The sequence below is a fragment of the Lysinibacillus sp. 38-6 genome (assembly GCF_046245175.1).
Taxonomy (GTDB): domain Bacteria; phylum Bacillota; class Bacilli; order Bacillales_A; family Planococcaceae; genus Lysinibacillus.
In genome coordinates this window covers 603,831-616,880 of the sequence record NZ_CP176417.1, presented here as the reverse complement: position 1 = coordinate 616,880, position 13,050 = coordinate 603,831, and the positions used below count along the sequence as shown (strand labels likewise).

Sequence of the window (13,050 nt, the reverse complement as noted above, 5' to 3'; positions counted from 1 at the left end):
AGATTGCTTGCACACTATAGTCTAAAGTCTAAAAATCATGAAATCAATATTTGATATATTTCTTACCAAACCCTCGGTTGGTAACATTTCTTAAAAGTTTGATATTCAACAATCTGGCCCTTTAATGAAAACAAGCGCTAATCCTTGTTCCAGGAAAGCGCCCGATTGTTGAAGATTGTTATTAAACTAAAGCACCCCATTAGTTTAAATTCATACAACTGATTCTCTTTTACCAGAAATATAATAAATCAGATATCCAATAACATTGAATAACGCAAATATTAATATCCAACCAACATTTAATCGTTTATAATGATAAGCATTAATTGTTGCCCATATTGTAAAGAGGGTAAGGTATATTGCCATTCCAGAAAACAAAATTATAGCCATCAATTCGCCAATATGTCTTGTTTCCATATCAACATACCACTGTTTACCATCACCGTTTCCATAAGGGTAGAAATCCGCTTTAAACCATGTAGGATTCCACACTTTTTGTTCATATCGATAATCTGGTTTTGCATCCCTAACATAATCGAATATTAAATTGGTATTTGCAACATCACTTACATTATAAATTTCAACCTTCGAAATTTGATCAGTTGCTTGAACCAGATTTTTTATTTCTTCATCCATATCTTTTGAAATTGCTGCTTTGTCTTTTAACACATCAAAAATATCAGTCGCTACAATCGAATTTTCATTAGCATTTTCTTCTTCGATAAACATTATTATTCCAAATGCAGTGACAGTAAAAAGAAACACACCTATCGCAAGATAAAGCATCCATTTAGCAAATACTTTTTGTGCATTAAATAATTGTCTCACAACAGAACGCAATTCTTGTTTTCCACCAAATCTTTCAATTGCTATGTTGATAGCTTCTTTTTCTGATTTCCCCTCGGATTTTAACTCATGGACAGCCTCTATTAAATGATTTTTCATCTCTGCTTTTAATTCTTCGATTTCTTTCTTGTTCCCGCCGGCACTATGATAAACTTCATCAACATATGATTCTATTTGTTTCACCCTTTTTCTCCCCCTTCGATAAATAAATCCATTAGTTTTTTAACATAATTCCATTCATTGCGTTTTTCTTCAAAGCCTTCTTCACCTAAAGGTGTAAGTTTATAGTATTTTCTCCTTCCCCCTTGTCCTTGTTCATCGCCCCAGTAAGATTCAATCCATTTATTTTTTTCTAATCGCTTTAAAGACAAATAAAGCGTACCTTCTTTCAATTCAAACTGTTCATTGCTTTTTTCTCGAACTAATTTAGCTAACTCATACCCATACATGTCTCTGCTATGTAGTAATGAGAGAATTAATGTATCAATATGACCTTTTAAAACCTCTTTGTTCACTTCCAAATTTGTCCACCTCCTTAACTAGTTATATTACATATTACTATATAATGCAAGGTATTCATTTTAATTAAATCCTTATTATACTAAACTGCGCGTTAGCTTAAGTACCTTGTTTCAGAAAATCGTATCAATATTAACATAAAATACCATTTTAAATTTAAAAGTATTCTTCAATTAATTGGCCCGATTGTTGAATAAAAACATATCAACACTATTCTACTTAACTGCCCCGTTTATGGGTTGAAGATAGGTTCGAAACCTGTTTATACATCTTAATTAACCACACTTTCATTTCGTAAAAATTTCTAAATATACTTTTAATCACAAATAATAGCTAAACAATTATAATCAATAGTTTTATCTCTAATTCACCAGCAGTCTCAAAACACTTTAAGCTGTGGTAAAGCAACAAGCGATTTCTCATAGTAGAGAAATCGCTTGTTTTTTATAGCTGATAAAGCTTTGTATATTTTTCTTGTAAGTAATTTGCTAGATACTTGGCATTTAAGCCTTCCCCTGTCGCTTCTTGTAGGAGCTCGAACGGCTTTTTCAGTGCACCGTATTGATGTACTTTGTCTGTTAGCCATTCGCGAATTGGCAGGAGCTCGCCATTTGCAAGTAAGTCATCGAAGTTTGGAAGGTCTTTGTCCATCGCATGTTTCCATTGCGCTGCATAAATCATCCCTAATGCATAGGATGGGAAGTAACCAAACATCCCCCCTGACCAGTGCACGTCTTGTAAAACGCCTTTGGCATCGTTGTCTGGTCGAATACCTAAGTACTCTTCGTACTTTGCATTCCACACTTCTGGAAGGTCTTTTGCTTGTAGATCTCCATTGAACAAATCACGTTCAATTTCGTATCGAATCATAATATGCAGTGGATACGTTAGCTCATCCGCTTCAATACGAATTAACGATGGTTCCACCATATTAATGGCACGAAGGAAATCACTTAAAGGGACATCCCCAAACTGTGCTGGTGAATGCTTTTGCAAGCGCTCATAGTTGTGCTCCCAGAACTTTTCATTGCGACCGACAAGATTTTCATAGAATAGCGATTGCGATTCATGAATGCCTGTCGATGTCCCCCTTGCTAACGGTGTACCTGCTAGTTTGGCATCAATATTTTGCTCATACATTGCATGCCCACATTCATGAATTGTACCAAAGATAGCTGAACGGAAATCATGCTCATCATATTTCGTTGTAATACGCGCATCTCCATGATTAATGCCAATCATAAATGGATGGACACTTTCATCTAAGCGACCGGCTTCAAAATCATAGCCAAGCTGTGTAAGCAACTCTAATGATAGTGCTCGCTGTGCCTCTCTCGGAAATTGTTTAAATAAAATACTCGTCTCTGGTTTATTCGGTGAGGCTGCGATTTTTTGTACAAGTGAGACAATCGTTTCGCGTAATTCACCGAATACTTGATCTAACACATCCGTTGTCATGTCTGGTTCATAGATATCGAGTAATGTATTGTAAGTAGAGCCGTTTTTAACGCCCCAATATTGTATAAATTTCTTTTGCCAATGAATAATTTGTTCTAAATAAGGTAAAAATTGCGCAAAATTATTAGTCGCTTTTGCTTCTTCCCAAACTGTTTCTGCTTTCGCTTGTAAAATAACGTATTCTTTATATTCTTCAGCTGGTATTTTTTTATTTTGATCGTAGTTTTTACGTACTTCCTCCACTAAACGTCGTGTTACATAATCAAGTTCTGTTTGTTGTGCCTCTAAATTCGTTAGCAGTTCCCCTAATTCGTCACTCGTTTGCATATCAAACAAGGAGGCCGATAATGTACCAACTACCTCTGAACGTTGCGCTAATCCTTTCTTCGGTGCACCCGTACGCATATCCCAATACATCACACCTAGCGCTTCCTGATAGTGCTGCATTTTTTTCACATAGTCTGTAAATTGCTGAACTGTCAAATCCATCATCCTCCCTTTTTAACGTTATTAGTTTAGCATATTTTAGAATATTTTGTATATTACGAGTGCCAGGCACCCAAACAATTCTGACAATTAAAAATCAAATATTGCTCGTTTTCTAGGATTCTATCGGCCATTCCCGTAATCGTCTCTATTTTTAATCAATCGAAAAGTAGCTCCCTTCTATTTGAAGGGAGCTCTATTTTAAAATAGGGATTTCACGTTTATGTTCGATTTCCAATCAAACAAATTAATCATATAGCGTTGGGGAGCGTCTATATGAAGTTTCGTTAAATGTTTTGGCAAATTTGCAGTACTTGCTGGACTGCTTGTGCTGAATGATTGAGCGCTGTTTGTTCTTCATGTGTAAGGTGCAGTTCGATGACCGACTCGATGCCATTGCCACCTAAAATTGTCGGTACACCTAAAAATAAATCATTATAGCCGTATTCCCCTTCTAACAGGGCAATGGAAGGGATAATTTTCCGCTGATCTTTCATGATGATTTCGACCATATGCGCACAAGCAGCAGCAGGTGCATAATAAGCACTGCCATTACCTAATAAACCAACAATTTCGCCGCCACCTTTACGTGTACGTTCGACGATTTGCTGTAATCTATCTTGTGGGATTAGCTTTTCTAATGGGATGCCCCCTGCATAGGAATAGCGAATTAATGGCACCATTTCATCACCGTGTCCTCCTAAAACAAATCCAGACACATCTTCAGGTGCAATTTGTAACTCTTGTGCTACAAATGCATTAAAGCGTGCGGTATCTAATACACCCGATTGACCGATAATACGATGTTTCGGAAAGCCCGTTTCCTTATAGCACACATATGTCATTGCATCGACAGGATTGCTTAGAACGAGGACAATGCTCTCGGGTGCATAGTGTTTGATTTGTCTTGAAACATGCTGAATGATTTTCGCATTCGTTGTTACTAAATCATCTCGACTCATTCCGGGCTTTCGAGGAATACCTGCCGTAATAATAACAATGGATGCCCCGACAATATCCTCATAATTACTCGTTCCTTGTATGGAAACATTAAATTTTTCAATCGGTCCTGTTTGTAATAAATCGAGTGCCTTTCCTTTTGTTGGATTTTCGGCTTCTGGAATATCCACCAACACAACATCGCCTAATTCCTTCTGTGCCAAAAATAAGCTTAATGTTGCACCTGTATGACCTGCTCCAATAACTGCAATTTTATTTTTACGAAATGCCATGATGCATCACCTCAATTGTCCGTTGATTCAGTCGATTTTTTCGCACGAGTTTGGGGAGGCGCTAGTTTTTTCTTTGGGGCGTCTGGTCCTTTTATCATGTTAAATACTTCTTCATCAGGTCTAGGAATGACGTGGGCGCTTAATAATTCTCCGACACGCTTCGCTGCCTCCTTGCCGGCATCAACTGCCGCTTGTACTGAACCCACATCACCTTTGACAACGACCGTTACAATACCACCATCTACAAATTCTTGTTTAACAATCGTGACATCCGACGCCTTAATCATCGCATCTGCCGCTTCGTAAGAGCCAACTAATCCTTTTGTTTCAATCATGCCAATTGCGCTACTCATTGTCCTCACCTCGCATCACATCTGTAGAATCAATAATTCCTATAACAACTGCATCAATAGGCAGTGGATTATCTTTCATAATGTAACGGGATGACCCGCCACTCGTAATGAGCACATTATCACCAATACCTGCCCCGATGCGATCAGCTGCTACCATTTCCGTGCGAATTATCTGCTGATTGGCATCAATCGGTTGAATAATTAATAACTTTAAGCCGTTCAACCCTTCTTCCTTGCGCGTTGCCCATACACTTCCAATCACTCTTCCCATTTGCATAAACTCACCCTCTTTATGTTGCCTGGATAATCGTTATTATTCAGCGCGAATCGTTAATTTTTTATTTAGCTCTCGTATTTTGTCATGCGCTAACGCTGTCACAATCGTTCTTTTCGGCACGACGATTTCTTGAGCTTCTATTTCCAGCACTTCCATCTGTGAAAGTAGCTTTTTTTCAAAATAATATATCGCTTGTTTTTCAGGCGTAGGTTTTGCGATTAGCTGGCTTTCCTTTGCAGTGATTGGTTCTATCTTTTGGCCATTGACGATTTCAGCAAAAGCACCTTGCTGAATTAAGCCCGCGTTGGCTTCATCTGTGTCGATATGCATTTCTAAACGATAGCGCTCAGACACACGAATCATTACGTTGGATAAAGTAATTGGGCGTATGCCTGCTACTTTTATTTGCACTGACTGCCCATCCACAACTTGGAATTTCACGCTATCAGCAGGTGACATATGAATATGTGCCTGCGCGATAATAAGCCCTTCTGTAAGTACGACACTACCGTTTGGCCCAATTAACGTAACAGGGCTGGAGCCTTTGATATCTCCAGATATTCTTAATGGTGGCTTGAGGCCGAGTTTCATAGCATCCGTCCAGCAAACTTCTACTTGTGATAAAGTGCGTGCTGGACCTAAAATGCGAACCCTTTCAATGGAGCCTTTTGGTCCTGCAAGTACGACCGTTTCTTCTGCTGCAAATTGTCCAGGCTGTGATAACTCAAACTTTGGTGTTAGTTGATAATTTTCACCAAAAAGCTGCTCCACTTCCGCCTGCGCAAGATGGACATGTCGCGCTGATACACCGATTGGAATTTTATGGTCATGTAGTGGGGAAGGCTGATTTTTCAATACTTGCTGTAAAACTTCTTCCACGATTTGTTGCACGAATTGTTGCTGCATCAAACCTCCTCCTTACGAAAATGATTTCACGATTCTTCCTTGCGCTTGCTGTTCAATAAAACCTGCGTTCGCTTCATCTGTATCGATATGCATTTCTAAGCTAAAATCATTCGATACCCGCACGACGACACGACGAAATGTTACAGGTCTTTCACTATCAACTTCTACCGAAACGACTTCATTATTGTGCACGTCCAATGCTTGCGCATCTTGTTCTGTCATATGAATATGTGCTTGCGCTATAATGGCGCCCTGCCGAATAATAACTTCTTGTTGTTGGTTGATTAATTTGATGCTAGCTGACTGTTCGATATCTCCCGATTGCCTTAACGGCGGGTTTAAACCTAACTTCATTGCATCTGTTCGACTAATTTCTACTTGCGTTGCCGTTCTTACAGGTCCTAATACACGTACATTGTGAATAACACCTTTGGGTCCTTCTATCGAGACGCGCTCTTTTGCCGCAAACTGTCCTGGCTGTGAAAGATCAAAATCTTTCGTTAACGTTGCGTTTGGACCAAATAGTGCTTGTAAATCCTTTTCACTAACATGAATATGACGAGCTGAAATGGCAACTGGAAATGCTTTCGATTTAATGTTCAAGTTCGCCACCTCTGAATCTAACCATTTTTTGAGACAGGCATTCATCTATTTGCAAGAAATGAATGCCGTCTAATTATTAAGCCTCTGCTTTCGGCAAAATTAATTCTAATTCGTTATGCGGGCGTGGAATGACATGCACAGATAGCAGTTCTCCAACACGTTGAGCAGCTGCTGCACCTGCATCTGTTGCTGCTTTTACTGCGCCTACATCCCCTCGAACTAAAACAGTGACAATGCCGCCACCTACATGCACTTTTCCAACTAAATTCACACTTGCCGCCTTAACCATTGCATCCGCCGCTTCAATTGCCCCTACAAGACCTTTTGTTTCAACCATTCCTAATGCTGTACTCATTTGTCATTCCTCCAAATTATTTAGTTTGTAATGTAATTTGCTTTAATACTTGATCGACAATTTGTTGCACCACTTCGCTATCCAATGATGGTGCTTGTGCCTTTATATTTTCTACCACCGGATGTAAATCAAATTCCGGAGTTGGTACCTCCACATCTTTAATGCCATAAGCCATGCGTTTAATATTTATTAAATGTCTAGCTGTAATGTTATCGGACGTAATATTGCCGCCAAATGTCCCACAGCCTAATGTAAAGGATGGAGCTAAGCCAGTCGTACCACCAACTGCGCCAATTGAAGATAACGTGTTGACGACAATTCGCGACACTGGTAAGTCAATAGAAAACTGCTCTGCTAACGCTGTATTTTCCGTATGAATAGAACAAGAATGTCCCCGTCCTCCAATAGTCAGTAGATCAATCATCACTTGTTTGGCCTCTGTGCTATCCTCTACTGTATAAAACGCAAATATTGGCGATAGCTTTTCCAAAGAAAACGGAATATTTTTACCGATCATCGTCTCCAAGCCAACAAGTACTTTCGTCTCTTCTGGCACAACAATACCGATTGAATGAGCTAAGCTCACTGCCGATTTCCCTACAATTTGAGGGTTTATTTTACCTAGCGCAGGAGAAATCAGCTTTTCCATTTTTAACTTCTCTTCGGCACTTAATATATACGCATGTTGTTTTTGTAATGCTGCTAACACTTGCTCTGCAATCACTTTATCCACGATAATGGACTGCTCTGTTGCACAGATTGTGCCATTATCAAACGATTTACTTTGAACTAGCTGACGAACGGCTTGTTGAATATTGGCTGATTTTTCGATATAAGCTGGCACATTTCCTGGCCCTACTCCATAAGCTGGTTTTCCAGAGCTGTAGGCCGCTTTTACTAACGCACCACCACCCGTTGCTAAAATTAAGTGAATATCAGGATGCTTCATTAACTGCTGTGTAGCTTCCATCGATGACATCGTTAAGCATTGCAACAATCCCGCCGGTGCCCCAGCTTCTTCCGCCGCGACTCTACAAATCTCTAACGCTTCCTTTGTGCTTTCAACTGCATATGGATGTGGACTTAACACAAGCCCATTTCGCGTTTTTAATGCAATCAGCGCTTTAAAAATAGCTGTTGACGTAGGATTTGTTGTTGGCACAATCCCCGCAACGACACCAAATGGACTAGCAATCTCTGTCACTTTCTTTACTCGATCAAAGCCTACAACACCAACTGTCTTTAAATCTTTTATATCTTGATAGACATCTCGAGAAGCCACTTCATTTTTCATTTTTTTATGATTGGGAATACCCATCCCTGTTTCTTCGACAGCCATTTTGCCTAGTCGTTCTGCCTCTTTATAAGCTGCATCTGCCACAGCTTTTACAATCGCATCCACTTGTTGCTGTGAATATTGCATATAGGCTGCTTGTGCTGTATTTGCCTGACTAACGGCGTCTCTCATTTCCTGAATGGCTAATAAATCTTTATCTAAAGAAGCCATAAAGTCGCCTCCTTTCTATATAACTGGATTTCTCGCAACATTTTCTATCGCTTCTCTAAAAGCATCCGCCGCAGCTTGGCAGGAAGACTGACTGCCACTAACAATACCACCACCAAAGTTCGTTTCTGAAGGCGGGCCAAAAAATTGTTTGAGCTCTACGTCCGCTGCCTTTAAGGCGGCATCTAAGCCAACAACCGCTTCCAGTGGCGGTGCGATTAGGTAAGCGAGCGCAGTGCCAACCTTTACATCTGCTAACTGTGCCAAATAGCTACCACAACTTGCGACTGTATGCGCAAAAAGGGCATGACCGTCGTTGCCATTAATGGCTTCAAAATACGTATCGAATTGAATTTTTTGTTCAATGGCTTCTAGCCCACTGCGAATTTCATCAGGCGTGCTTGCCGCTATAATGCCAATCATCTCACCAGATAAAGGGCCTGAAGCATGTGCCGCACCTGCATAAAAGCTTTTTGCATATACGACTTCCACATCCGCTTTTTTCGTCGCCTCATCTAATGCCACGTAGCCGACATCATCAATCGTTAGTGTGACGATTCCGATGCTTTGCTGATTTGGCTTTAACGCAAGCTGCTCTGCTAATTCACCATTTACTCTAGGAATCATTTGCATTGCTAAAATGTCAGCTGTTATTTTTTGAGGATTCATCGCTTGCCTCCTAACCTTCTTTAGCGACAAGATGTACACCACTTGCCTTGTATTGCAATATTTTTTGAACGACTGTGCCTAAATATGCCCCTGCTTCAAGTGGCGGAATACCACCTTTATGAATGTTTGAAATGACCATGCGATCCGCTTCGACCGTGCCAATTCTCGGTTGATAACATAAATACGCACTCATCGACTCAGCTGACACAAGCCCAGGACGCTCACCAATTAAGTAAACAATGACCTCCGCTTGTAATAACTCGCCTATTTCATCCATAAGGGCCACACGCCCTTTATCAATGTAAAAAGTAGTGCCAATTTCAATATTTAAATTGTTAAGACTTTGCTGTAATGCTAAATACACATCTTGCACATTTTCTTCAATGGCACTTGCACTTAAGCCGTTTGAAATAATGATTTGTACGGTTGGACGAGCCTTACATGTAGATTGAATATGCGCCTTCGCTTCATTTGATAAGCGGCGACCTAAATCTGGTCTCGTAATGTATTCTTCTTTATCCGTTACTTTTGTTGTTACTTGAAAGACATTCAATTTCTGTAATAACTCTTCTGACACTTCTCCATACACCGCATCGACTGCCGCTGCATGATCGAGACGAAACTTTAACCAAGTTTTTGTTTTTGGTCTTGTTCCAGCTCTACCTACACCAATTCTTGCAGGCGTATGTTTTTTAGCGGCCAGCACACTTTCTGACACATTTTGCTCTTCGAATTGATATGCCTTGGCAGATTCCATTGTCGCAGTATGGTCATTACTCGTTGCACTGTGCATATTTGCTTGTGTAGATGAGGCATGTTGATAAAGCTTTATCAATGGTTGATGCGATAGGGCCTTTGAATTTGCTCGTTCATCAGAACGATCGTCTACCGTATCAACAGGCTTCATTAGTGGTTCTTGTTGTTCTTTCGTCGGCGTCGGTGTCGTTGTCTGTTGCGTAACGTTGTCAGCAGTAGCATGCATTTTCTCCAACACAAGCTGCGTAATCATGGATACAAGCTGTTCATTCATTGGTCTCACCTACCTTTCAAATATCGATAAATCGCCAGCTCTAGCTGAAAGTCGTCCATTTTCGTAAATGCCCATTTTTTCTAACCAAGCTAAAAATGCTGGCGCTGGTGTTTTACCAAAGGTTTGGAGCAATGTCGCAACATCATGGAAGCTCATTGACTGGTAGTTCAGCATAATATCATCTCCCATCGGTGCTGCAATAATAAAGTTCACACCAGCTGCCGTTAGTAACACACTTAAATCTTCTACATCATTTTGGTCTGCTTTAATATGATTCGTGTAACAAATATCCACACCCATCGGAATGCCGTGCATTTTACCCATAAAATGATCTTCTAGCCCCGCTCGAATAACTTGTTTGTTGTTATATAAATATTCAGGGCCAATAAAGCCAACAACCGTGTTGACTATGTACGGATTAAAATGTCTAGCAAAGCCATAATTGCGTGATTCCAGTGTTACTTGGTCAATGCCCATATGTGCTTCAGCGGAAAGTTCCGAGCCTTGCCCTGTTTCAAAGTAAAATAAATTCGGGCCCGTTCCGGTTCCTTGTTTCTTGACTAGCTCTTCTGCTTCTTTAATTAAGTCAGCAGAAATACCAAACGAACGATTGGCCATTTCTGTCCCCGCAATACTTTGGAAAATCATATCGGCAGGAGCCCCTTGCTTAACGGCTTTCATTTGTGTTGTAATATGTGCCAATACACAATTCTGCGTAGGTATCGACCAATCATTTATAAATTCTTTTGTCACGTGTAAAACTTTTTTAACGCTTTCGACGGAATCATCTACAGGATTAATGCCGATAACGGCGTCACCTATACCATAGGACAGTCCTTCTTTTAAGGAAGCAATAATGCCATCGATATTGTCTGTAGGGTGGTTCGGCTGTAATCTTGAAGAAAGCGTGCCCTTTTGCCCAATCGTAATATTACAAGTTGATAAAATTTCTACTTTGTTCGCTGCATGCACAAGATCTAAGTTAGACATTAACTTTGTGACGGCTGCAATGATTTCTGAATTCATGCCTTTACTTAAACGTTTTAACTCTTGATCCCCTGTATCATTCGATAAAATATATTCGCGCAGCTGTTCCATACTCCAATTTTTTATTTCGCCGTATATTTGTTCATTAATATCGCCTTCAATAATACGTGTCACTTCATCATTTTCGGGTGGTACTAGCGGATGCTCGCGTATATCTTTAACTAATAATTCACTTAGCACCGCTTTTGCGGCAATGCGTTGTTGCACAGATTCAGCAGCAATACCGGCTAGCTGATCACCTGATTTTTCCTCATTGGCCTTCGCCATTACGTCTTTTAATGAATGAAAATTATATTTTTCGTTACCAAATATCACCGATAAATTCACATTCATCCTCCTTACTTTGAGTGGAAAGCGAGTGTTTTGACGACAACTGGGACAACACCTGAAGGCAGCACTTCCCCAATGTCAATATAATCACCTGTTTCTACTTTAATTTGATCGATACATAGTATAGGAACTGTTGGATTTATGGCTTGTAGCGTTTGCCCTATGACCTTTGCATAATCTGATTGAATGACTATGATAATCGGCATGTCCTTGGAGCTTGTTGTTCCTAAGTATCGTAAAATGGCCTCGCACAATGCATGGGCATCTTGAAAACTTAAATACGGTAACTCACTAAAATAAAGTGCAAAAGGTGCGCGGTGATCATCCAGTGAAAAAAGTGCATCTGCTCTGTCCACTGCTGTCTTCACGATTTGATCAAACGCTTTTGTTGCTACACTTGAGCAATTAAATACAGGTATATTTTTTAACGGTAATATATCCGCATCAACTTGAATCGTTGCACCACTAATTTCTGTTGTTTGGGTTCCTGCTCCAGTTACTGTAGCGCGAGCAGTTTCCTGCGGCTGTAGCCATAAAAACGCTTGCAGTTGCTCATGTTGTAGAAGCATGTTCGCTAGTCTTTCACCAATATCATCAAATTGGCGTTGCGCACAATCATGAGCATAAATGCAAGAAGCTACACCACCTGAAAAAACGATTGCATCTACAGGCTTATGCCAATTTGGTAAATGTCCTAACAATAATGGATGTTGTGCATCTTGTAGTTGTCCGCTTAACGTGTTAGCTAAAAAGTCCGCCATTTCTTGAATAAGTTGTACAACGCGCTCGTCTTGTGCCGAGTCACCTACTTGTAATGGATTGGACCAATGCGTCATTAGTTGCTTTATAGGCGGTGAGATAGAATAGACTTTGCCATGCTGAAATTCAATTAATCTACCACCAACATGCAAAGTACATGTGCCAATAACTTCACCAAACTGCATGACCGCAATATTAGCTGTACCACCTCCAATATCGATATTGGCAATGACTTTGGCCGTGTTTTTTGACAGTTGAACAGTACCTGCTCCTTTAGCAGCAATAATCCCTTCTAAATCAGGTCCTGCTGTCGCCACTAAAAAATGACCGGCTGTGTCCGCAGTGGCATGAACAACTTCACTGGCATTTTCTTTCGTAGCCGATTCACCTGTAATAATAATGGCGCCTGTTGAAATCTCTGCAGGTGCAATTTGAGCAAGTTGATATTGCTGAAAGATAAATTGGTGGATTGCTTTCATATCGATAATGTCCTCATTGAGAAACGGTGTTTTAATAATTGGACTTTGATACAACACCGTTTTTTCAATTATTTCTATCCGTGGCACATGTGTCACACCAGCAACGTTTTTTAACAGCAAACGACTAATAACCATCTTTGTTGTACTTGTGCCAATATCAATGCCTGCACTATAAATTTTTTCTGTCTTCAATTGAT

General features: G+C 40.1%; 14 protein-coding genes. All 14 read right to left on the bottom strand.

The window, feature by feature from the left end:
• Positions 1 to 210 precede the first annotated feature (210 nt).
• Complete coding sequence (locus ACKVEV_RS03205) at positions 211 to 1,029, bottom strand: permease prefix domain 1-containing protein (RefSeq protein ID WP_409368957.1); 819 nt, start codon at positions 1,027 to 1,029, stop codon at positions 211 to 213.
• Positions 1,026 to 1,367 (bottom strand): PadR family transcriptional regulator, encoded by a 342-nt coding sequence (locus ACKVEV_RS03200; RefSeq protein WP_409368956.1) that lies wholly within the window; start codon positions 1,365 to 1,367, stop codon positions 1,026 to 1,028. The genes ACKVEV_RS03205 and ACKVEV_RS03200 overlap by 4 nt, the downstream gene beginning before the upstream one ends.
• Before the next feature lie 442 nt (positions 1,368 to 1,809).
• Entirely contained in the window at positions 1,810 to 3,312 is a 1,503-nt protein-coding gene (locus ACKVEV_RS03195; RefSeq protein WP_409370488.1) for a carboxypeptidase M32, read from the bottom strand.
• Positions 3,313 to 3,596: 284 nt separating this feature from the next.
• Positions 3,597 to 4,541: a malate dehydrogenase gene (gene mdh / locus ACKVEV_RS03190; protein WP_409368955.1), complete on the bottom strand. Its 945-nt coding sequence runs from the start codon at positions 4,539 to 4,541 to the stop codon at positions 3,597 to 3,599.
• Between the two features lie 11 nt (positions 4,542 to 4,552).
• Positions 4,553 to 4,894 (bottom strand): BMC domain-containing protein, encoded by a 342-nt coding sequence (locus ACKVEV_RS03185; RefSeq protein WP_409368954.1) that lies wholly within the window; start codon positions 4,892 to 4,894, stop codon positions 4,553 to 4,555.
• Entirely contained in the window at positions 4,887 to 5,171 is a 285-nt protein-coding gene (locus tag ACKVEV_RS03180; protein WP_409368953.1) for a EutN/CcmL family microcompartment protein, read from the bottom strand. The genes ACKVEV_RS03185 and ACKVEV_RS03180 overlap by 8 nt, the downstream gene beginning before the upstream one ends.
• 36 nt (positions 5,172 to 5,207) lie before the next feature.
• Positions 5,208 to 6,077 (bottom strand): phosphate propanoyltransferase, encoded by an 870-nt coding sequence (pduL, locus tag ACKVEV_RS03175; RefSeq protein ID WP_409368952.1) that lies wholly within the window; start codon positions 6,075 to 6,077, stop codon positions 5,208 to 5,210.
• A 12-nt stretch (positions 6,078 to 6,089) separates the two neighbouring features.
• A complete protein-coding gene (gene pduL / locus ACKVEV_RS03170; protein WP_409368951.1) occupies positions 6,090 to 6,680 on the bottom strand; it encodes a phosphate propanoyltransferase in 591 nt (196 codons plus the stop codon).
• 76 nt (positions 6,681 to 6,756) lie between these two features.
• A complete protein-coding gene (locus ACKVEV_RS03165; RefSeq protein ID WP_024363388.1) occupies positions 6,757 to 7,035 on the bottom strand; it encodes a BMC domain-containing protein in 279 nt (92 codons plus the stop codon).
• Between the two features lie 16 nt (positions 7,036 to 7,051).
• Positions 7,052 to 8,542 carry an aldehyde dehydrogenase family protein gene (locus ACKVEV_RS03160; RefSeq protein WP_409368949.1) on the bottom strand — a complete coding sequence of 497 codons (1,491 nt, stop codon included), beginning with the start codon at positions 8,540 to 8,542 and terminating at the stop codon, positions 7,052 to 7,054.
• 15 nt (positions 8,543 to 8,557) lie between these two features.
• Complete coding sequence (gene eutL / locus ACKVEV_RS03155) at positions 8,558 to 9,208, bottom strand: ethanolamine utilization microcompartment protein EutL (protein ID WP_409368948.1); 651 nt, start codon at positions 9,206 to 9,208, stop codon at positions 8,558 to 8,560.
• A gap of 10 nt (positions 9,209 to 9,218) precedes the next feature.
• Positions 9,219 to 10,238: an ethanolamine ammonia-lyase subunit EutC gene (eutC, locus tag ACKVEV_RS03150; protein WP_409368947.1), complete on the bottom strand. Its 1,020-nt coding sequence runs from the start codon at positions 10,236 to 10,238 to the stop codon at positions 9,219 to 9,221.
• A gap of 9 nt (positions 10,239 to 10,247) precedes the next feature.
• Positions 10,248 to 11,618: an ethanolamine ammonia-lyase subunit EutB gene (locus tag ACKVEV_RS03145; protein WP_409368946.1), complete on the bottom strand. Its 1,371-nt coding sequence runs from the start codon at positions 11,616 to 11,618 to the stop codon at positions 10,248 to 10,250.
• A 5-nt stretch (positions 11,619 to 11,623) separates the two neighbouring features.
• Positions 11,624 to 13,045 carry an ethanolamine ammonia-lyase reactivating factor EutA gene (locus ACKVEV_RS03140; RefSeq protein ID WP_409368944.1) on the bottom strand — a complete coding sequence of 474 codons (1,422 nt, stop codon included), beginning with the start codon at positions 13,043 to 13,045 and terminating at the stop codon, positions 11,624 to 11,626.
• Positions 13,046 to 13,050: the final 5 nt, after the last annotated feature.

Excerpts from the sequence above, each read along its gene's own strand:
- eutC (WP_409368947.1), bottom strand. The coding sequence starts at position 10,238 with ATGAATGAACAGCTTGTATCCATGATTACGCAGCTTGTGTTGGAGAAA.
- ACKVEV_RS03165 (WP_024363388.1), bottom strand. The coding sequence starts at position 7,035 with ATGAGTACAGCATTAGGAATGGTTGAAACAAAAGGTCTTGTAGGGGCA.
- ACKVEV_RS03195 (WP_409370488.1), bottom strand. The coding sequence starts at position 3,312 with ATGGATTTGACAGTTCAGCAATTTACAGACTATGTGAAAAAAATGCAG.
- pduL (WP_409368952.1), bottom strand. The coding sequence starts at position 6,077 with ATGCAGCAACAATTCGTGCAACAAATCGTGGAAGAAGTTTTACAGCAA.
- ACKVEV_RS03160 (WP_409368949.1), bottom strand. The coding sequence starts at position 8,542 with ATGGCTTCTTTAGATAAAGATTTATTAGCCATTCAGGAAATGAGAGAC.
- ACKVEV_RS03180 (WP_409368953.1), bottom strand. The coding sequence starts at position 5,171 with ATGCAAATGGGAAGAGTGATTGGAAGTGTATGGGCAACGCGCAAGGAA.
- mdh (WP_409368955.1), bottom strand. The coding sequence starts at position 4,541 with ATGGCATTTCGTAAAAATAAAATTGCAGTTATTGGAGCAGGTCATACA.
- eutL (WP_409368948.1), bottom strand. The coding sequence starts at position 9,208 with ATGAATCCTCAAAAAATAACAGCTGACATTTTAGCAATGCAAATGATT.
- ACKVEV_RS03185 (WP_409368954.1), bottom strand. The coding sequence starts at position 4,894 with ATGAGTAGCGCAATTGGCATGATTGAAACAAAAGGATTAGTTGGCTCT.
- ACKVEV_RS03145 (WP_409368946.1), bottom strand. The coding sequence starts at position 11,618 with ATGAATGTGAATTTATCGGTGATATTTGGTAACGAAAAATATAATTTT.